Source organism: Thermicanus aegyptius DSM 12793 (genome assembly GCF_000510645.1).
GTDB classification, from domain to species: Bacteria; Bacillota; Bacilli; order Thermicanales; family Thermicanaceae; genus Thermicanus; species Thermicanus aegyptius.
The window spans coordinates 1,782,552-1,802,884 of record NZ_KI783301.1 but is presented as its reverse complement, the minus strand read 5'-3'; the positions used below and the strand labels follow the sequence as shown (position 1 = coordinate 1,802,884).

Sequence of the window (20,333 nt, the reverse complement as noted above, 5' to 3'; positions counted from 1 at the left end):
GAAGAAATGGAAGGAGGAGGATGGATGATCGGCCACGCGGTTTATTTGCGGCTGCGAAGAAAGGTAACCCTCACTTCCTCAAGGAAACAAGTAACTTTGGATGATGTCGCCCAAATTGTGGCTCCTTCCCATGTAAAGACCTCCCTCAAAGGGATGACTCTCCAACAAATCACTCCGGCAGACGGGAATCTCTTCGTAATCGATGCCATGACGATCATTGAAGAAATTTTAAAATCCTTTCCGGATCTTATGCCCCATGTGATTGGCGACGAGGAAACCTTAGTTGAGGTGAAGGAGGAATCAGGGAAAAAAGCTCCCTTGTGGAAGGTTGCTTCTGTGTGGCTCCTACTCTTCCTAGGAAGCGGGTTAGCCATCATGAATTTTCATACGGATGTGAGCATGGGGAAGGTGCACGAGCGATTTTATTATCTGTTAACCGGAAAGGTAAACCCCCATCCTTATCTGCTCCAGATTCCCTATTCGGTCGGGATTGGGATAGGCATGATTCTCTTTTTTAATCATCTGTTCCGAAAGAGATTGAACGAAGAGCCCAGTCCGTTGGAGTTAGAGATGTATCTCTACCAAGAGAATGTGGAGAAGTTTGCAAAGGACCATGAGAACAGGGAGAATCGAAAAGGAGAAGATGCAAGTACTACATGAACTGTTGATGATCCTCATTGGGATCAGTGGGGGAATCGTGGTGGGGACAGGGATGGTCGCCTTACTCACTGTTCTTGATATCGTCCCTCGGCTGGCACAGTTAACCCAGTCTTATTCCTCTATACGGTCATACGAATGGGCGATCACCTTTGGAGCCACCTGTTTTACCCTGTTTGATTTTTTTCCGAGCCTCTCTTCCATCCCAGGGATCCCTATTTTTCTCATCCCGGCGGGGTTAGGATTTGGTGTCTTTGTGGGGCTGCTTGCTGCAGCGCTAACCGAGGTGATTAACGTCATCCCCATTTTGGCAAAACGGGTCCGATTAGAGGGAGAAATCCTCCTCCTCCTCATGGCGATGGCTCTAGGGAAAGTGATCGGTTCGCTTCTCGATTGGTTCTTTTTTTATAAACCGGAGTAACCGAGGTTGGATAAATTAAATCATAGTGAGAAAGGAGCGGTCTCATGGAAACGAGGAAGAAAAATCCCTCATCCGGATTTCCGATTCACAAAGAACTTGAGGAAAATATTAAAATTCTGAAGCAACGCCTTGGATTCGGCGTCTCATTTGATTTCGGAGTTCGGGAGATGAAATTGGCTGACCGGGAAATGGCCATTTTTTTTCTGAATGGGTTAACGGATAATAGAACGCTTGTCCTCATCCTGCAGGTCCTCTCTACCCTTAATCGAGGCGATCTCTCCCCTCAACCCTTTAAGGAACTGTTTCAACATTATTTAACCCATGTGCAAGTCAATTTGGTAAAAACCATCGATGAAGCGGCAGACTTTATTCTGGCGGGTCTCTTTGTCCTATTGGTGGATGGCATGGACGAGGGTTTCGTCATCGATGCCAGGGAGTATCCCAATCGAACTCCTGACGAACCGGACACGGAAAGGGTGGTTCGGGGAGCCAGGGACGGATTTACAGAAAGTATCTTGGTGAATACGGCCTTAACGAGAAGAAGAATACGGGATGAACGCCTGCGCATCGAAATGTTGAGGGTGGGGGAGCGCTCCAAAATGGATGTAGCGATTCTCTATCTGCAGGATGTAGCCGATCCGGGGCTGGTTGACCTAATTCGCAAAAAAATACGCGATATCGAAGTGGATGGGCTTCCCATGGCCGAAAAGTCGATCCAGGAATTCGTTGTGGGTAGGGGATGGAATCCATTCCCATTGGTTCGCTATACGGAACGGCCCGATGTGGCGGCCACCCACATATTAGAGGGGCATGTTTTAATTTATGTCGATACGTCGCCCAGTGTGATGATTACACCAACCACCTTTTTTCATCATGTGCAACATGCGGAAGAGTATCGTCAAACGCCTGTCACAGGAGCTTATATTCGCTGGATACGTTTTTTAGGGATTATCGCTTCCATCTTTCTTCTTCCCTTGTGGTATTTATACGTGAAAGAACCCCATCTTCTCCCCCCTGAGTTTTCTTTCATTGGGCCTAAAAAACATGGAAAAGTATCCCTTATTGTCCAACTATTCCTGGCGGAGATGGGGGTTGACCTGATGCGCATGGCGGCCATTCATACTCCAACTCCCCTCGCAACGGCCATGGGGTTAATCGCTGCCGTGTTAATTGGAGATGTCGCGATAAAGGTTGGCCTCTTTTCACCGGAGGTGATTCTTTACTTGTCGGTAGCCGCGATCGGCCTTTTTTCCACCCCTAGCTATGAACTTAGCCTGGCCAATCGCCTATCCCGTCTTTTCCTTATTTTCATGGTCTACCTCTTCAATGCACCCGGATTTTTGTTCGGAACGTTATTTTTTCTCCTCCTTCTCGTTACGACCCGTTCATTAAATACCCCGTACTTCTGGCCATTTATTCCCTTTAATTTAAAAGGGATAATCCATATCTTGGTACGCATGTCGTTGCCGTTGATCTCCACTCGCCCCAGTATCGTTCATCCACAAAACGGTCAAAAGGCCGGTAAAGGATGAAAATCACCGGTAACCAGTAAGGATGAAAGTTTTCCTTGTAAGGAAACGGATTCTTGTGGTATAGTGTAGAGAAGATAAGTGAAGATAAGTAATGTCCTTTATGTCGCAAGCCTTCTTTTACCGGATGTATCTCATGTTGAGACTGTAGAGGGAAGCGAACGCCTTGCGTTCGCTTTTTTCACTATGACGGTTTCGTAGAGTTAGAACAGGGGAGAGTGGAGAGATGATTCTGCATGGTACGAGTAGAATTAATCAATGGGGGCATCTGGAAATTGGTGGATGCGATACGGTGTACCTGGCTGAAAAGTACGGAACTCCCCTCATCGTCTATGACGAAGCGCTGATTCGGGAACGATGCCGTTCATTTATCCAGGTTTTGGAGCGTGCCGGGGTAAGATATCACGTAGCCTACGCATGTAAAGCTTTTTGCACATTGGCCATCGTCCAATTGATCGATGAGGAAGGCCTCGGCTTAGATGTGGTCTCGGGAGGGGAATTGTATACCGCTCTTCATGCCGGATTTCCTCCTGAACGAATTCATTTTCACGGGAACAATAAATCGAAAGAAGAGCTGGAAATGGCCGTTGATGCGAATATCGGTGCCGTGGTTGTAGATAACTTCCATGAAATCGATCTTTTGGAATCTATCCTTACCTTCAAAAGAAAGAGAATGAACGTCCTTCTTCGCATCACGCCGGGAATTCATGCATCGACCCACCGGTATATCCAGACAGGTCAGGAAGATTCTAAGTTCGGCTTTGATTTGGCGAGCGGACAGGTGGAAATGGCCCTAGATCGGGTCCTTTCTTCACAAAAGTTTCACTTCATGGGAATTCATATGCATCTCGGGTCGCAGATCTTTGGCGAAGAGGGATTTATTGCGGCCATCGATAAAATCATCCAATTTATTGAAAAAAATGAATCGATTCTTCCCATAAACGTATTAAATTTGGGCGGAGGCTTCGGGATCCGATATGTAAGCGAAGATGACCCAAAACCGTTAGAAACCGTTTTGGGGGAAACCGTTCTCCATGTTAAAAGAAGTTTTGCCTCACGGAAATGGCCTCTTCCGGAGCTTTGGTTTGAACCGGGAAGAAGCATAGTGGGTGAAGCAGGTACGACCCTTTACCGGGTCGGATCACTCAAACGTGTGCCGGGAATACGAAATTACTTAGCGGTGGACGGAGGAATGTCCGATAACTTGCGCCCCGCCCTCTACCAAGCAAAATATGAAGCCATGCTCGCCAACCGGGCGAATGAGAAAAACGAAGAGGAGTATGCGGTGGCAGGAAAACTATGCGAAAGCGGGGATATATTGATCCTGAATGCACGTCTCCCCCATGCGCATTCAGGAGATCTTTTAGCCGTATCTTCCACGGGGGCCTATGGATATTCCATGGCCAATAACTATAATCGAATGCCCCGTCCTGCCGTTCTTTTTGTGAAAGAGGGGAGAGAAAAACTTGTGGTTCGCAGGGAGAGATATGAAGATTTGCTTCTCAATGAACTCCCGTTAAATGATTCCTTGCAGCAATTTGTCCATAGTAAGGAGTAAGAGGGGAGAGATTTCTTGCCGTATACCGTTAAGCTGGAACACTTTGAGGGGCCGCTCGACCTGTTGCTCCATCTCATTCAAAAGGCTGAAGTAGATATTTATGATATTCCCATCGCCGAGATCACGGAACAGTATCTTGCGTATTTATATCGGATGAGGGAATTTCAACTCGATATCGCCAGTGAATTTTTAGTAATGGCTGCTACTTTGTTGGAGATCAAAAGCAAGATGCTTCTTCCTAAACCGAGGGAAGAGGGCCAAGTCTCCCTTTATGAAGATTGGGAGGATGAACTGGATCCCCGGGATGAACTTGTGAGGAGACTGATCGAATATCGAAAATATAAACAAGTTGCCGATCAATTAAGGGAACGAAGCCTCTCCAGGAATCTTCTCTATACGCGCCCTGCCGCCGATTTGGTTCTATACCGACAGAAAGAAGAAAATAGCCGCCTTGATCTTTCCATGCTCCAACTTTATATCGCCTATCAGACCGTTTGGCGGCAAAAACAGGAAAAAGAAAAGGTGGCGACCATAGAAAGGGAAGAGGTCTCCATTGAAAAAAGGAGTGTGGAGATTTTGGTGCACCTTTCTCAGTCAGGGGGGATCCTTTTCTTTTCCCGTCTATTTTCGGTCCACTGCGCCAAAAGCGACGTGGTTGTTACTTTTTTAGCGATTCTGGAATTAATCAAACAAAGGAAAATCGAATGTATCCAAGAAAAACGTTTTGGTGAGATCAAGATCACCATCCCGAGCGGAGGTGGGGGTTCTTAATGGATTATGAAGAAAAGAAATCCCTGATAGAAGCCCTTCTCTTCGTTTCCGGAGATGAAGGGCTTAGCCTTAAACAGTTAGCTGAAATCGTAGAAATGGAAGAGGAGATGCTCCTCGATCTTCTCTATGAGATGATGGCAGAATGGAAACGAATGGGGAGAGGAATTCAAATTGTAGAAGTGGCCAAGCATTTTCAGTTAACCACCTTACCAAAACATGCTCCCTATATCGGAAAACTGGCCAATCAACCCCAAAATACCACTCTATCCCAATCCGCGATCGAAGTATTAAGCATTATTGCTTACCGCCAACCGATAACCCGCCTCGAGATCGAGGAGATCCGGGGAGTGAAGAGCGATCGGGCGATACAGACCCTTATGGCCAGAGGATTAATTAAAGAAATGGGGAGAGCAGAAGGAGTGGGGAGAGCCATTCTGTATGGGACCACCCCGTTCTTTCTAGAACATTTCGGATTAAATTCCTTGGACGAATTGCCCTCTTTGCCGGAAGATCTAAATCATAAGGGAAATTCTCCGCTGTTCTCCCCCTTACAGGAGAAAGAAAAGAATAAAACGGAAGAAGAAAAGGACCGTTAGATTGACGGTCTTTTTTTTTGTGTTTCGCATATACTTGTACCAAACCTCTGGGACAGGGAGGATTTTATGGTGAAGCGGCGGAGCTTACTATTCTTCCTTTCTTGTTTTCTCATTCTCTTCATCTTGCCTCAACCTCTCTTTGCGAAAGGTCCATCGATTCAAGCAAAAGCCGCAGCTCTTATTGATGTTCAATCGGGACGCGTTCTGTACGAGAAAAACGGCAACGAGCGGCTCCCCATCGCCAGTTTAACGAAAATCATGACCGCCATTGTTGCCATCGAGGAAGGAAACTTGGAAGATAAAGTGAAGGTGGGGAAGAACGCGGTTGGGGTGGAAGGCTCTTCAATCTATTTACGGCAAAATGAAGAAATGAGATTGGAGGATCTACTATATGGGTTGATGTTGCGCTCCGGAAACGACGCGGCCGTTGCCATCGCGGAGCATATCGGGGGATCCGTAGATGGTTTCGTCTATCTTATGAATGAAAAAGCGGAATTTCTCGGATTGACAAATACCCACTTTATGAACCCTCATGGATTGGACCATCCGGATCATTATTCCACTGCCCACGATTTGGCCCTTTTAACGGCCTACGCATTAAAAAATCCTATTTTTAAAAAAATCGTAGCGACAAAGATAAAGAACGTTCCTATGCCGGGAGAAGAATGGGACCGGAAATGGATCAATAAAAATAAGATGTTGCGCCTATACCCTGGAGCCGATGGGATAAAAACGGGGTATACAAAAATCGCAAATCGATGCTTAGCCTCTTCCGCCACCCGCGAGGGGCGACAGTTGGCGACGATCGTCCTTCATGACGGGAATGACTGGAACGATTCCATGCGCCTTCTTGATTATGGCTTTCAAGAATATCAAAACGTAGAAGTTATCCCTGAACATTATACCTTGGATGAAGTATTTAGAGGAAAGAATTTCACCCTTGAGACAATGAGATCTTCCGTCTATCCCCTTCAAGAGGGGGAACTGGGAAAAGTCACATCCAAAGTGGTATGGAATGAAGAAAACTTAAAGAAGGGGTTCGCTCCTTCCGGTTACCTCCATCTCTTTCTTGGAAAGGAATTGATCGATCAGGTTCCCCTCCGAATCGCCCAAAAAAACGATGATCTAAAAACAAAGAAAGAGAAACAACCTTCCTTCTTAGATAAATGGGGCATTGTTCTTCAATCTTTGATCCGGGAGGTGTCATGATGGTTAACTATATCTGGGGTGGCATGATCCTCTTGGGCCTCTTCATGTCTGCGGTTAATGGGAGTTTAGATAAGATCAACCAATCGATTTTTAATGGAGCGAAAACAGGAGTGACCATCAGCTTCACCATGATCAGCTTTTTGGTGTTGTGGATGGGATTGATGAAGATCGCAGAGGATGCGGGACTTCTTGCAGCTTTTGCGAAATTGATGAAACCGGTGGTACGCTTCCTTTTTCCCGAGGTCCCTCCAAACCATCCCGCTTTGGGCTATATTCTTTCCAATATGAGCGCCAATCTTTTAGGATTGGGGAATGCCGCCACCCCGATGGGCTTAAAAGCAATGAAGGAGCTGCAGGAAATCAATGCAAATAAAAAAGTAGCCTCCCGCTCCATGATCACCTTCCTGGTCTTAAACACATCAGGCTTAACGTTCATTCCAACCACCATCATCGGATACCGTATCGCAGCAGGGAGCAACAATCCGGTAGAAATTGTGGGTGCCACACTTCTGGCAACGATCACGTCTACTTCCGTTGCGATTTTTTTAGATCGTATATTTCACCGTTTTAGTCGTTCCGGTGAAGGGAGGTAGACGGGTGTTTGAGGTTCTTGCGATCATCTCCACCTGGTCCATCCCGGTTGCAATCGCCGGTATCTTAACGACGGGATTGTGGAAGAAGGTACCGATTTATGAAACTTTTATTGATGGTGCAAAGGATGGTTTTGATACGGCGATCTCGATCATTCCCCATCTGGTGGGAATGCTCGTGGCTGTAGAGATCTTCCGGGATTCCGGCGCTTTAGGAACACTGATCGGAATCATCAGTCCTCTTTTGGTGTTCTTTCACATCCCGGCTGAGGTTGTTCCTTTGGCTCTTTTACGACCTATTTCCGGTGCAGGATCAACGGCGGTGATGACCCATATCTTTACCCAGTACGGACCGGACTCTTTCCTTGGGAAATTGGCTTCCATCATGCAAGGAAGCACGGACACAACCCTCTATGTCCTAACGGTTTATTTCGGTTCCGTGGGAATTCGACAATATCGGCATGCTTTGGCCGTAGGTCTTATGTCCGACGTTGTCGGGATTATTACTTCCGTAACGATTGCCCATGCCCTCTTTGGTTAAAAAAAGAAAAGCCGTACGGCCGGATCATCAACGATTCGGCTTTTCTTTTTATCGTTAAAACCTTCCCTTATTGTGAATCGCTATAAGGCGGGGTAAGATAAGGGATGGGTGAGATCCAATGGAGCGATTACAAAAGGTGATGGCGGAGCGGGGAGTCGCTTCCCGAAGGGTATGCGAAGAGATGATCCGGAAGGGAAGAGTAAAGGTAAATGGCAAGGTGATTACTGAACTGGGAACGAGAGTCGACCCTCTTCATGATCATATTGAAGTAGATGGTAAACCGATTCCACAAAAAGAAAAGAGGGTATATATACTCCTTTACAAACCGGCAGGGGTTATGACCACCGTGAAAGATCCGGAAGGGCGAAGAACCGTTATGGAATTGATTGCGGGATTGAAAGAAAGGGTTTATCCGGTAGGGCGTCTGGACTATGAAACGGAAGGAGCCCTGCTCCTTACCAATGATGGTGAATTGGCTTATCGGCTCATTCATCCTCGATTTGAAGTAGAGAAAGAGTATCTCGTTCATGTTGAAGGCATTCCATCCCCCTATGCTTTGGATCAATTGGAAAATGGAGTTATTTTGGAGGATGGTGTGACCTCACCCGCTAAACTAAGCGTTTTGAAGAAGGACAAGCGGGGAACCTGGTTGACGCTAACGATCCATGAGGGGAGAAATCGGATGGTGCGGCGCATGTGTGCCGCGGTAGGACATCCGGTTCTCTACTTGAGGAGAGTCCGAATTTCCTTTCTAACGTTGGAAGGATTAAAAAAAGGGGAATACAGGCATTTGACCGATGAAGAGGTCGCCAAACTACGGAGGATCACCAGGGATCGATAGAAACCCGTCACAAAATAGTCACAAATTATCCTTAACCTTGACACATGGAATGTTAAAATAAAACTGGAGAGAAACATCACCCTCTGCAGGGATGAAAGAGAGGAAACAGATGGAGCAAATAAAATGCAGCTGTGGTCATGTGAATCCGCCTGGAACTTCGATTTGTGAAGCATGCGGCAAACCATTGGAGGAATCGGACCAACCGTTGAACATGCGTTATGAGGGAGCGGCCAGAAGATCAAACCTTGCCCCTCATGGAGTGATAGACCATCTATGGAAATTCTTTTCATCTGTCAAAGTGGCCATCTGGATGATTGCCATCGCCCTCGTCGCTTCCATCATCGGGACGATCCTCCCTCAGGAACAATTTAAACAATCGAGTCTGCCGGCTGAGCAGTTTTATCCCCAAACTTACGGGTGGTTTGGGCAAATTTATTATACGCTTGGGTTTCATCGTCTCTTTTATTCCTGGTGGTATATCCTCCTTCTCTTAATGATCGGGATTTCCCTCATCATTTGCAGCCTGGATCGGTTCATTCCCTTATATAAGGCATTAAATCGCCAAAGATTGCCGAGACACATGGACTTTTTCCGCCGTCAAAGGATTTTTTGGGAGGGAAAGATAGAGGAAAATCCGGTCGAACTTCTCGCTGAGGTATTAAAGCGGAAACATTATGCGTTAAAAAGGGAAGGAGATCTTCTCCTGGCGGAGAAGGGAAAAATAAGCCGATGGGGCCCCTACATCAACCATATCGGGCTCATCCTGATCCTACTCTCTGTAATGCTTCGTTTTATTCCCGGATTTTATTTGGACGAGTATGTTTGGGTCTGGGATGGAGAGACCAAAAAGATTCCAGGGACAAATTACTATGTGAAAAACGTAGATTTTCAGGTTCAATATTATGAAGAAAATGAGTTTCCGGAAAAGATTAAGACAAACGGCAAAATAGTTAAAAATTACCAAACGGACGCGATTCTTTATGAAGAGATCAATGGAAGCATGCAGGAGGTGAAAAGGGGAGAGATTCAGGTGAACCACCCCTTCGAATACAATGGCCTTTACCTTTATCAGTCCGGGAGCCAACCGGATCAAATTTATGCGCTCAGGTTAAATTTGATCGATAAACGAGAAAACAAGAATGTGGGGGAGATCGAGTTAAGCCTTTATGATCCGAAGTCTGAGTTTGACCTGGCAGGGGGAATCAAAGTTAAGGTTTTAGAATATTATCCTGATTTTGCCTTGAACGAAGAGAAACTTCCCTACTCTAAAAGTAATGTTCCGAATCGTCCCGCCTATGTCGTCGAAACGATCTCCCCGGATGTACCCCAGGGTGAGAAGAGCTGGGTTATCGCAGGCGTTAACGGGGATGATTTAACCCCGAATAATCGTTACCGCTTTGATCTCGCAAACTTTACCTTGAAAGACCGCACCGGTCTTATGGTACGGGTGGATCGAGGCCTGCCCGCCCTGTATGTTTCCATGGGGATCGTGATGATGGGACTGGTTATGGGTTTTTATTGGCAGCATCGGCGGATTTGGGTAAACTATAAAGAAGGAACTTTATACCTCGCTGCCCACACGAATAAGAACTGGTTTGGGTTAAAAAAAGAGCTGGAGGGGATTGCCAAAGTAGCAAATCTCCCTCTTAACATAAAAGAATTAGACCGGGGAGGAAAAAAATTGAGATGAAACTGCTCATCACAATGAGCCAATTGGCTTTGTTACTGGGGTTTTTCCTATATATTTTCGCGACCATCAGCTATTTTATTTCGATTACCGGAAGAAAGTGGAGGGGGGTAGAAAATCCTGACGCCCACACGGAAAAATGGGGTCAACGCGGATATCTATTGGTCATCCTAGGGTTTATCTTTCAACTCATCTTTGTGATTCTTCGATGGATTGTAGGGGGACATGCTCCCACAAGCAATATGTTTGAATTTATGTCCTTCCTCTCTTTTTCCATTTCGCTCGCCTTTCTCATCATTTACCGAATCTATAAAATTCCCCTCCTAGGAATGATTTCAATTCCAATCGTAATCATCATGATTGCCTATGCATCCGTCTTCCCAACAAAGGTCACCCCTCTCATCCCGGCTTTGAAAAGCTACTGGCTGCAAATTCACGTAACAACCGCCGCCCTTGGGGAGGGGGCCTTTGCGATTGCTTTTGCCGCAGGGTTTCTCTATCTTCTTTATAAAGTTGATCAAACCCATTCCAATTGGGAAAACCGTTTGTTAGAATTTACATTGTGGGCCATATTATCCTTAGTCGGTTTTCTCTCCATCAACTTTGTCTGTAAGGCGATTGGATTTAGCGAGCAGTTTTCCGTGCCGAATCCGATGGGTGGGCAGATGGTGATTACCTACGACATCCCCAGCATTGCTTCCCCCTATCAAGGAGAGAAGATTACAAATAACGGCTTCGGTCCTTTTATCGAAACTCCTGGCTGGATGAAGGGGACAAATGCGGGGATGAAATTTAACACCGTCTTGTGGTCGATCCTCTTAGGGAGCCTCTTCTATCTCCTCCTACGGCTGATTGCTCGAAGGCGATTGGGGGCCGTGATCCAAGGCTGGCTTCGGCTGGTGGACGTCGACGAGGAGACCATTGATGAAGTCAGTTATCGTTCGATCGCCATAGGATTTCCACTTTTTACCTTAGGGGCACTCATCTTCGCCATGATCTGGGCGGCGGAGGCGTGGGGGCGACCTTGGGGATGGGATCCGAAAGAGGTATGGGCTCTCATTACCTGGTTTTTTTATGCAATCTATCTCCACCTTCGTTTAAACAGCGGTTGGCATGGGAAAAGGTCCTCTTGGATGGCGGTTCTCGGTTTCGTGGTAGTAATGATCACCTTAGTCGTCGTTAATTTAGTCATCTTCGGGCTCCATTCTTATGCATAAGGGTGGGCCTTGAAATAAATGTTAGGGGGGTATTCGCTTGGAATTGAAAAAAACGCCTACAGTTCTCGTTGTTGATGATGAAGAAAGAATCCGTAGACTGTTGAGAATGTACTTGGAACGGGAACAGTATGAGATTGAAGAGGCGGATAACGGGGAGAAAGCATTGCAAATGGCTTTAGAAAAAGACTATGATATTATCCTCCTCGATCTCATGCTCCCCGGAATGGATGGGATCGAGGTATGTGAGAAATTGAGGGAGAAAAAATCAACCCCGGTGCTCATGCTCACTGCAAAAGGTGAGGAAGCCAATCGGATTCAAGGATTTGAGGCTGGAGCCGATGATTACGTAACGAAGCCTTTCAGCCCGAGGGAGGTCGTCTTCCGCGTTCGTGCCTTATTGCGGCGTACCTCTGCCACCGCTTATCTGAATACGGCCAATTCCAAGGAGACGATCGTCTTTCCCCACCTAACCATTAACCATGACGCCCACCGGGTGATGGCAGATGGGGTGGAGGTTAATCTTACCCCTAAAGAATATGAACTTCTCTATTATCTGGCCCAAACTCCCGACAAAGTGTTCACCAGGGAGCAGCTGTTGAAAGACGTATGGCAGTATGATTTCTTTGGTGATCTTAGAACCGTAGATACCCATATTAAACGCCTCAGGGAAAAACTGAACAAGGTATCGCCGGAAGCAGCCCATATGATTGGAACCGTATGGGGAGTGGGCTATAAATTAGAGGTGCCGACCAAGTGATCTTTAGAAGCGTGGTCGGGAAGCTGTGGCTTACGATTTTAGGATTTGTTACACTCATCCTGATCGTTTTGGGGTTGTTACTCACGCAAATGTTTGAACGTTACGCCAATAATCAAGAGTCGAAGGATCTGATGCTGATTTCCGACTCGGTGGCCCATGTTCTTAATAACAGCAACGACTGGCCCTCTGCCTTAAGCTATCTTACCCAGCTTTTCGAAAATGAAAACCGGAAGTTATTTGTCGTCACGAAAGAAAACAGGGAAGTTCTCCCTTCCCCTGTTAAGGAGATCATTCAAGATGAGCGGGTAACGAAAGCATGGCAAGGAGGGAAGACCGCTTATCGGGAAACCTATCCTCTCCTTATCGAGGGAAAGAGAACGTACACCGAATTACTCGTAATCGCTTCATCCTACGATTTAAAGGATGAGAGAGTTTTAGTCATCATTTATGAATCCATGAAGGTTGTAAGTGCTACGGCAGCAGGTATTAATCGGATTATCCTCTATGCCATAGGAGTATCCCTTCTTTTCACCACTTTTTTTGCCCTATTCCTGACCCGAAGGATTACGCGCCCTCTGCGCCAGATCCAAGAAGCGGCGGAAAGGATTGCCGAAGGAGAATTGGATCAACGCTTATCGATCGGATTTCACGATGAAATCGGAAAACTATCCCGTTCTTTTAACCACATGGCCACTCAACTCGATGAAACGATCACCGAGCTGCAGTATGAAAAAGATCGGTTAGACCGGATCTTAAAGAGCATGGGGGATGGTGTAATCTCCGTTGATATCGAAAAGGAAATAAAGATCATCAATCCGCTGGCCGAAGAGATGCTTTTCGCATGGCAGACGGGAAGGAAACGATTGCCAACCAAAGTTGAAGAAATCCTGGATAAAGCGATGAGAGAGAATAAAGAGACGACGCAGATTCTTGAGATGAACGGCCATTATCTTGCGGTAGTCGCTACCCCTCTCTATGAAAGGAATGAATTAAATGGAGCGGTAGCCGTTATCCGGGATGTTACTTATGAAAAGCAAATGGATAAATTGCGGCGTGACTTTATCGCCAATGTATCCCATGAGTTAAAAACCCCCATCGCGATGCTGCAAGGTTACAGCGAAGCCATTCTCGACGGTGTGGCGGAAACTGAAGAAGATCGCATGGAATTGGTTAAAATTATCTACGATGAGTCATTACGGATGGGGAGGTTGGTACGGGAACTATTAGATTTAGCCAGAATGGAAGCAGGCCATTTTGAATTAAACCGTGATGACGTACACCTGGACAAATTACTGCAAAAGGTAAACCGCAAGTTTCAATCCTTGGCCAAAGATAAGGGAATACAACTCAAATTTTTTCATCTCCAACAAAATGACCTGGTTTACATTGATGCGGACCGGATGGAACAAGTATTGACCAATCTTATCGATAATGCCTTTCGCTATACTCCCTACGGTGGAGAAATCCTGGTTTCGGCCAACAAAAAAGAGGGAATGCTTATCCTTGAAGTGACGGACACAGGAAGCGGCATCGCGGAGGAAGATATTCCTTTCCTTTTTGAACGCTTTTATAAAGGGGATAAAGCAAGAACCAGAGGAAATTCCGGAGGGACCGGGTTAGGATTAGCCATCGTAAAAAATATCGTTGAGGCGCACGGGGGGAGAATTTTCGTTCAGAGCAAGGTGGGAAAGGGGACAACGTTTATCATCCAGATCCCGTGCGAAGAAGTATGAGCCTTATTCTGTCGAAGGGAAGAAAAACAGGGAAGAAAAGTTCAACTTTTGCGCTTGCCGGGGAAATAGTGTGAGGTGAGAGTGGGGCTTTGAACCGAACTCTTGGTTAAGAGTTCACCGCGTGGTATAATCATCTTAAGTCAATTTGTTGAGGAGGGATAAAGATGACGGAAGAGATGAAGAGCAGAATAGAAAATGAAAACGACCTCACCGATGCGATTACAGGCTTCCTCGTTGGATTCGGTTTCTTCTTGGGAATTGGGATCCTTGCCATGATTCTTCAATTCTTTTTAGTAAAATAGGTTAGTAAAATAGGCAAAAGGACCGTCCAACGGTCCTTTGCTCGATTTTTCCTTCCTTTTAAGGCCCCTATGCATGTTTTTCCCGATAGCGTTGCAAACATTCATCGATGAGCTGAATCGCCTTTTCCGTTCCTTCCCATCCAACAATCTCAGTCTTCTTATTCTCTAAATCTTTATAGACCTGGAAAAAGTGGGCGATTTCCTTTAAGCGATGGGAGGGTACATCGTCTAGGCTATTCACCTCATCCCACCGCGGGTCATCTTCCGGAACACCCAGCAGTTTTTCATCCTGTCCCTTATCATCGGACATGATGAGGACTCCTACGACCCTGGCCTTGATCATGCAACCTGGAAAAGTGGGAAAAGTGGTGAGGACGAGGATGTCCAACGGATCTCCATCTAAAGCGAGGGTATTGGGCAGATATCCATATTCCGCCGGATAATGCATGGGGGAATAAAGAACGCGGTCCAAAACGAAAACTCCCCGTTCCTTGTCAAATTCATACTTGTTCTGACTTCCGGTAGGAATTTCAATCAGAGCATCCACAACTTTTTTTGTTCCTGTCATACGTTTCCCTCCTATAAGGCATTCATACACAAAGGTTATTATACCAAAAAAGAGGAAGCATCACAAAATCCATTTTAAAAGTTAAGAAGTTTAATGAAATTTATTTTGATCTTCCTCTCCTGTGAGCTCCCTGGCAGGAGGTCTTTTTTCTTATTCTCTTCTCTTTCAACCCTTCCTTCTCTTCTCCTTCCGAATGTGATATGGTAAGATTGGAAAAAAGATAAGGGAATCAACGGTATGGATTAAGGTGGAATGAAGAATGAAAGATGTACTGTACAATCCTGGAAATGAAGAGATAAAAGAGATGGAAAATAAGAACGATGGAGATGTCTCCTCCTTACCTTCCCGGAAGATCACCCATCCAAAACCAAAATCTTTTTTTGAGAAGCCCCTTTTTACTTTTCTTCTCTTTCTCCTCTTTGTTGCTCTTTTAATAACTCTCTTTCTCTATTTCTATACCAAAGGTTCCAATCATTCACTTCCCTTCTTTTCTTCCTCTTCTTTATCCATTCAAAAGGAGGGAACACCTCCTTTCCTTCCTGGCGCCTATCCTAGCATCCCCCTTTCTCCAAAGGGATCGATCTCAATGGATATACCCCTGTGAAAGGGGAAAGGGAGAAAGTGGAAGCAGACAGGTATGATTGAAATCGGTAAGGGGAAAACAAATAAAAATCCTGTACAAAATGAAAAAGGAAATGGTAAAAAGGGGACGACAATACGCTATGAAGTGAAAAAGAAGGATACCCGGTTTCGCATCGTCATGTGGTATTGCGGTTCGTAGCAAGGAATTGAAAAAATAAAGAGCCTACGAGATGGGTTTCATGCACCGGGTGAAAAGCATTACTTTTTTCCCTGGGATTTACATACAATGAAACAGAAAGCGTTCTCTCTATGGTGATTTCACCTTCACTTCCGTCGGCAGGACGAAATGATACCCTTCATCGGATAATTTCTTCAAGATGGCTTCCAACGCTTCTGCAGTCACTTCCTTATCATGAAAGAGGATGTTTGAGCCACTCTTTACGTGATCCAGTACATTTTTCTCGATCTCTGCCGGTTTCTTTAGTACCCAATCCAAGGATCCCCAGGTCCAATTCATCGACTGCATCTTCTCATCTTTTAAGACGTTAAAGGCTGCTTCAGAATTTACGCCAAAGGGAGGGCGAAAATAGACAGGGCGAACTCCCGTCACTTTTTCAATCAAGTCGTTGAGCGAAACAATCTCTTCCTTCGTCTTCTCCGGGGATATTTTTTTCAGATTCTCGTGCCACCAGGTGTGATTTCCGATCAGATTTCCCCGATCATGAATCTCCTTGAGAAGGTCCTGATGTTTCTCTGCGTAGTATCCGTTGACAAACCAAATCGCCTTTGCATGATACTTGTCCAAGATGTCGAGGATCTTAGTGGTTGATTTGCCGGAGGGGGAATCGTCGAAAGTGAGGAGAAGGATCTTTTCCTTATTCCGGTCAGGATCGACGGGACGGATGAAACTTTTGTCGTCCACATAATAGCCGGTTGAAGGAGGAGAAGATTCTTCCGGCGCATTGGAGGTGGAAGTCTCCTGGGAGTGGCGTGAATCGGTGGGTGGCACCACAGAATCTGAGGACTGCAAAGGAGAGGGGGGAGAAGGGGAAGGGGAGGCCCCATCTTCTGACGGGACCACGGAAGAAGGATTTCCGTTACCACATCCGGCGATCCAGAGAAAAATGGTGAATAGAAGAAAGAAGAATAGCCCAAAAAACCTTTTCATGTTTGATCCCCTCCGGGAAAAAATTTCTTATTTTTATATTATCGAACCGTTAGGAGATTGGAAATAGGGAGATTTCAGGAAAAATCTAGATTCTTCATCTTCCGGTTCGGTTGAACCGATCCCTTCTTGTCTAAGATGTAGATAGAAACCCAATGATTTCATCGAACGGAGAATGGAACATGCTTCAGTTTTACAAACGATATGCCCGTACCGTCTTTGATATAGCTCTTATTATTCTTACGGTTTATCTCATCATGGTGATCTTTAGTTATCTCTACTCTATCGCAAAGCCCATCTTCATAGGCTTCGTAATCTTTTTGCTCATTCACCCTTTTGTTCAATTTTTGAGGCGAAGAGGTCTTAAGCCGCTGCTCGCCACCTCCATCGCCATGTTTCTTTTTATCGCAGTCCTTTTAGGGGTGGTGGTAACAGGTGGGATCATTTTCACCACCGAGGTTTATCAGCTCTCCCTTTCCATTCCTACTTATTTCTCCTTGCTTCAAGAGGAAGTGATCAAACAGGTTAATCAACTAAGAGGCTCACTTGAAAATCTTCCGACAGAATATGTAACGAAACTGCAGCAATATATGATGCTCATCGCGGAGAAAAGCTCCCAATTCCTCTCTTCCTTCTTCTTGTCCCTTTTTCGCATGCTTACCTCCATTCCTGCTCTCCTATTCAATTTTGGCATGGGCCTCATCCTTTCCTTCTTTTTAAGCCTAGAATATGACAATTTGCAGAAGATGGCAAAGGAGAAAACGCCAAAAACCTTTATGAATGCATTTACTTTCTTAAGAGAAAATGTTTTAAAAGGAATTCTTCTTTATTTAAAAGCACAATTGAAATTGATCTCCTTCACCTTTTTGATCATTTTTATCGGCCTTTTAATCCTCCGGGTTGGAAACGCCTTTTCCATATCCTTATTGGCTGCTATTTTTGACCTGCTTCCCATCTTAGGGGTCTCCACCCTTTTTATTCCATGGATCATTTATCTCTTAATCGTGAAAAACTTCACTCTTGCCTTGTGGATCACCCTTTTGTGGCTTGTGGTCATCCTATTTCGACAGTTTGCAGAGCCTAAGATCATGGGGGAAACGCTCGGAGTCTCCGCCTTTACGATGCTTTCCTTCGTGATCCTTTCCACTTCTCTCTTTGGTGTCGCCGGGTTAATCCTCTCCCCGATTCTGGTGATTCTCATGAAAGCCCTTTATGATCACGGATATTTTGCCCGCTGGATTCACCTTCCGGAGGGGGAATACGATACGGAGGGAGATCCCCTCTCTTTTCTCCCAATTGAAAAGAAGGAGAGAAAGGTGGATAATAAAGAGGAAAAAAAATAAGGAGGGATTTTTACGATGCGTCCATTTTCTTTTCACAATCCGACCAAGCTGATTTTTGGCCGGGGACAATTAAAAACATTGCCCCAAGAACTAGAGAAATACGGGAAACGAGTACTTCTCGTTTATGGGGGAGGGAGCATTAAAAGGAATGGGCTGTATGATGAAATCCTCTCCCTTTTAAAAAATCAGTTTATTCTCTTTGAACTTCCGGGCATTGAACCAAATCCCCGCCTTAGCTCCGTACATAAGGGAGTCGAACTATGCAGGAACGAAAAAATTGATGTCCTCCTTGCCGTTGGAGGAGGGAGCGTCATCGATGCCACGAAGGCGATTGCCGTGGGGGCGAAGTATGATGGAGATGTCTGGGATATTATTACCCGCAAAGATGAAGCAAGGGATGCGTTGCCCCTTGGGACGGTTTTAACGCTCGCGGCTACGGGTTCCGAGATGAACAATAGCTCGGTGATTACCAATTGGGAAACAAAAGAAAAATATGGATGGGGAAGTCCTCTCATCTATCCTAGATTCTCCATATTGGATCCTGAGTTTACTAAAACGGTACCGAGAGATCAAACCGTCTATGGGATTGTTGATATGATGTCCCATGTCTTTGAACAGTACTTTCACCATACCCCTAATACACCCCTCCAAGATCGTATGGGAGAAGGGGTATTGAGAACGATTATAGAGACCGCTCCTCTCCTTCTGGAGGATCTCACCAATGATGAATACAGGGAGACCATTTTATACAGTGGAACCATCGCATTAAACGGAATCCTCTCCATGGGTGTGGAAGGAGATTGGGCTACGCACAATCTCGAACATGCGGTTTCAGCCGTTTATGATATACCCCATGGCGGAGGATTAGCCATTCTCTTTCCTCAGTGGATGAGATTTGTCATCGATGAAAATCCGGCTCGTTTCAGACAATTTGCCGTTCGCGTCTTCCACGTTGAGGAAAAAGGACGAACCGATAAAGAGATTGGGTTGGAAGGAATATCCCGACTGGAGGAATTCTGGAAGAGCATTGGAGCCCCATCCCGCCTCTCCGATTATAAGATTGATGATTCAAAACTGGAACTGATGGTGGAAAAGGCGATGGCCAGGGGGAAATACGGGAGGTTTAAGGTGCTGGGCGAGGAGGAGACACGGGCCATCTATCGCATGGCGTTATGAGGCAACGGACGGATTCAGGCTTCAAGCACATGAACCTGGGCTAATGCATAGGGTAAAGGAGCCTTAGAAGCGAGGTGGGGAAATTGTCGAGACCCAATATCACCCAGACGAGTTCCCGCCAATTGTCCGTCGTTATAGACTCTGCCAAAGAAACGAATCGTTTATCCCAATCTTTTACAGATATTGCCTTATCTTATCCTGAACTGAAAGAACGAGTGGAATTACTAAAGGCGATTCAGGAATTGGATCGTCTGGTCGGCTTGGAAGAATTAAAACGTTTAATCTTTGAAATCTTTGCCCTCCTCTACGTGAATCAAAAGCGAAGTGAGTTAGGCCTAAAGACCGAGCCACAGGTCTTTCACATGATCTTCCGTGGGAACCCGGGAACGGGAAAAACGACGGTGGCCCGTATCTTAGGGAATATTTTCCGTGAAATGGGGGTTTTGTCTAAAGGACACCTCGTTGAAGTGGAAAGGGCCGATCTGGTCGGGGAATATATTGGTCATACCGCTCAAAAAACGAGAGAAATGATGAAGCGGGCATTAGGAGGGATTCTCTTTATTGATGAAGCTTACTCCCTCACCCGGGGTGGAGAAAAGGATTTTGGTCGAGAAGCAATCGATACTCTGGTGAAGGGCATGGAAGATTACCGCAACAGTTTTGTCCTCATCCTGGCGGGTTACGAGGATGAAATGGAGCGCTTTTTGCAAACCAATCCTGGCCTCCCCTCGCGTTTTCCCATACAACTTCATTTTCCCGATTATTCCCTGGAACAACTGTTGGAGATCGGTGATTTGATGTGTGAAAACCGTGAATACCGAATTGATGTCAATGGCCGCTTTCGAATGAAACAGATCCTGCAACGTTTTATGACCGACCCCCTTACTCCTTTTAGCAATGCCCGCTTTGTTCGAAATTTAATTGAAAGGGCAATTCGGCACCATGCCGTTCGAATTCTAAAACAAAGTTATTTCAACCGTGAGGTCCTCATGACCTTACGAGCAGAAGATTTTAAAGAGAATTAAACCTTTTAGCAAGGGGAATAAGAAATTTAGGCGAGGGAAGGATCGAAGAACGACTCACATGGAAA

The 20,333-nt window shown here is 45.7% G+C and carries 22 protein-coding genes; 20 read left to right on the top strand and 2 right to left on the bottom strand.

All coding sequences use genetic code 11. The features are described 5' to 3' along the window. Positions 1-24: 24 nt before the first annotated feature. The 15 genes from THEAE_RS23700 to THEAE_RS22580 all read left to right on the top strand — a co-directional run bounded on the left by THEAE_RS23700 (position 25) and on the right by THEAE_RS22580 (position 14,409). Complete coding sequence (locus THEAE_RS23700; protein WP_039944411.1) at positions 25-660, top strand: stage V sporulation protein AA; 636 nt, start codon at positions 25-27, stop codon at positions 658-660. Next, positions 644-1,078 (top strand): stage V sporulation protein AB, encoded by a 435-nt coding sequence (locus THEAE_RS0109650; protein WP_028987298.1) that lies wholly within the window; start codon positions 644-646, stop codon positions 1,076-1,078. Before THEAE_RS23700 ends, THEAE_RS0109650 begins: the two co-directional genes overlap by 17 nt. Before the next feature lie 44 nt (positions 1,079-1,122). Continuing rightward, the gene (locus THEAE_RS0109645) at positions 1,123-2,610 is read left to right on the top strand and encodes a spore germination protein (protein ID WP_005585635.1); all 1,488 of its coding nucleotides are present in this window, start codon (positions 1,123-1,125) and stop codon (positions 2,608-2,610) included. A gap of 223 nt (positions 2,611-2,833) precedes the next feature. Continuing rightward, positions 2,834-4,165, top strand: a complete 1,332-nt coding sequence (gene lysA, locus THEAE_RS0109640; RefSeq protein WP_028987297.1) for a diaminopimelate decarboxylase — start codon at positions 2,834-2,836, stop codon at positions 4,163-4,165. 15 nt (positions 4,166-4,180) lie between these two features. Continuing rightward, on the top strand, positions 4,181-4,936 hold the full coding sequence (locus tag THEAE_RS0109635; protein WP_005585631.1) for a segregation/condensation protein A: 756 nt from the start codon (positions 4,181-4,183) through the stop codon (positions 4,934-4,936). Further along, positions 4,936-5,532, top strand: a complete 597-nt coding sequence (gene scpB / locus THEAE_RS0109630) for an SMC-Scp complex subunit ScpB (RefSeq protein WP_005585630.1) — start codon at positions 4,936-4,938, stop codon at positions 5,530-5,532. The genes THEAE_RS0109635 and scpB overlap by 1 nt, the downstream gene beginning before the upstream one ends. A gap of 66 nt (positions 5,533-5,598) precedes the next feature. Then, positions 5,599-6,741, top strand: a complete 1,143-nt coding sequence (locus THEAE_RS0109625) for a D-alanyl-D-alanine carboxypeptidase family protein (protein ID WP_028987296.1) — start codon at positions 5,599-5,601, stop codon at positions 6,739-6,741. Beyond that, the gene (locus tag THEAE_RS0109620) at positions 6,741-7,334 is read left to right on the top strand and encodes a nucleoside recognition domain-containing protein (protein ID WP_028987295.1); all 594 of its coding nucleotides are present in this window, start codon (positions 6,741-6,743) and stop codon (positions 7,332-7,334) included. The genes THEAE_RS0109625 and THEAE_RS0109620 overlap by 1 nt, the downstream gene beginning before the upstream one ends. A gap of 4 nt (positions 7,335-7,338) precedes the next feature. After that, positions 7,339-7,872 carry a spore maturation protein gene (locus THEAE_RS0109615; RefSeq protein ID WP_028987294.1) on the top strand — a complete coding sequence of 178 codons (534 nt, stop codon included), beginning with the start codon at positions 7,339-7,341 and terminating at the stop codon, positions 7,870-7,872. Positions 7,873-7,990: 118 nt separating this feature from the next. Then, positions 7,991-8,713 carry a pseudouridine synthase gene (locus tag THEAE_RS0109610; protein ID WP_028987293.1) on the top strand — a complete coding sequence of 241 codons (723 nt, stop codon included), beginning with the start codon at positions 7,991-7,993 and terminating at the stop codon, positions 8,711-8,713. Positions 8,714-8,822: 109 nt separating this feature from the next. Then, on the top strand, positions 8,823-10,403 hold the full coding sequence (gene resB, locus THEAE_RS0109605; RefSeq protein ID WP_028987292.1) for a cytochrome c biogenesis protein ResB: 1,581 nt from the start codon (positions 8,823-8,825) through the stop codon (positions 10,401-10,403). After that, positions 10,400-11,617 carry a cytochrome c biogenesis protein CcsA gene (gene ccsA / locus THEAE_RS0109600; protein ID WP_005584206.1) on the top strand — a complete coding sequence of 406 codons (1,218 nt, stop codon included), beginning with the start codon at positions 10,400-10,402 and terminating at the stop codon, positions 11,615-11,617. The genes resB and ccsA overlap by 4 nt, the downstream gene beginning before the upstream one ends. Before the next feature lie 43 nt (positions 11,618-11,660). After that, positions 11,661-12,374: a response regulator transcription factor gene (locus THEAE_RS0109595; RefSeq protein ID WP_028987291.1), complete on the top strand. Its 714-nt coding sequence runs from the start codon at positions 11,661-11,663 to the stop codon at positions 12,372-12,374. Next, on the top strand, positions 12,371-14,107 hold the full coding sequence (locus THEAE_RS0109590) for an ATP-binding protein (protein ID WP_005584202.1): 1,737 nt from the start codon (positions 12,371-12,373) through the stop codon (positions 14,105-14,107). Before THEAE_RS0109595 ends, THEAE_RS0109590 begins: the two co-directional genes overlap by 4 nt. Positions 14,108-14,271: 164 nt before the next feature. Continuing rightward, positions 14,272-14,409, top strand: coding sequence for a YqzM family protein (locus tag THEAE_RS22580; RefSeq protein ID WP_005584200.1), 138 nt, complete (start codon positions 14,272-14,274; stop codon positions 14,407-14,409). A 67-nt stretch (positions 14,410-14,476) separates the two neighbouring features. On the opposite strand, the gene THEAE_RS0109580 is transcribed toward THEAE_RS22580, so the two are convergent. Beyond that, positions 14,477-14,977, bottom strand: coding sequence for an inorganic diphosphatase (locus tag THEAE_RS0109580; protein ID WP_028987290.1), 501 nt, complete (start codon positions 14,975-14,977; stop codon positions 14,477-14,479). A gap of 259 nt (positions 14,978-15,236) precedes the next feature. On the opposite strand from THEAE_RS0109580, the gene THEAE_RS0109575 reads away from it, so the two are divergent. Further along, positions 15,237-15,581: a hypothetical protein gene (locus tag THEAE_RS0109575; protein WP_028987289.1), complete on the top strand. Its 345-nt coding sequence runs from the start codon at positions 15,237-15,239 to the stop codon at positions 15,579-15,581. Positions 15,582-15,614: 33 nt separating this feature from the next. After that, positions 15,615-15,758 (top strand): hypothetical protein, encoded by a 144-nt coding sequence (locus THEAE_RS22980; protein ID WP_156920589.1) that lies wholly within the window; start codon positions 15,615-15,617, stop codon positions 15,756-15,758. A gap of 108 nt (positions 15,759-15,866) precedes the next feature. Here THEAE_RS22980 and THEAE_RS20615 read toward each other — a convergent pair whose 3' ends face one another. Further along, positions 15,867-16,727, bottom strand: a complete 861-nt coding sequence (locus THEAE_RS20615) for a polysaccharide deacetylase family protein (protein WP_084213510.1) — start codon at positions 16,725-16,727, stop codon at positions 15,867-15,869. 179 nt (positions 16,728-16,906) lie between these two features. Between THEAE_RS20615 and ytvI the strand changes: the two genes are divergently transcribed. From ytvI to THEAE_RS0109550, 3 genes are all read left to right on the top strand, one after another. Next, entirely contained in the window at positions 16,907-18,067 is a 1,161-nt protein-coding gene (ytvI, locus tag THEAE_RS0109560; protein WP_028987288.1) for a sporulation integral membrane protein YtvI, read from the top strand. 15 nt (positions 18,068-18,082) lie between these two features. Then, positions 18,083-19,243 (top strand): iron-containing alcohol dehydrogenase, encoded by a 1,161-nt coding sequence (locus THEAE_RS0109555; protein WP_028987287.1) that lies wholly within the window; start codon positions 18,083-18,085, stop codon positions 19,241-19,243. A gap of 83 nt (positions 19,244-19,326) precedes the next feature. After that, positions 19,327-20,268, top strand: coding sequence for an AAA family ATPase (locus tag THEAE_RS0109550; protein WP_005586509.1), 942 nt, complete (start codon positions 19,327-19,329; stop codon positions 20,266-20,268). Positions 20,269-20,333 lie beyond the last annotated feature (65 nt).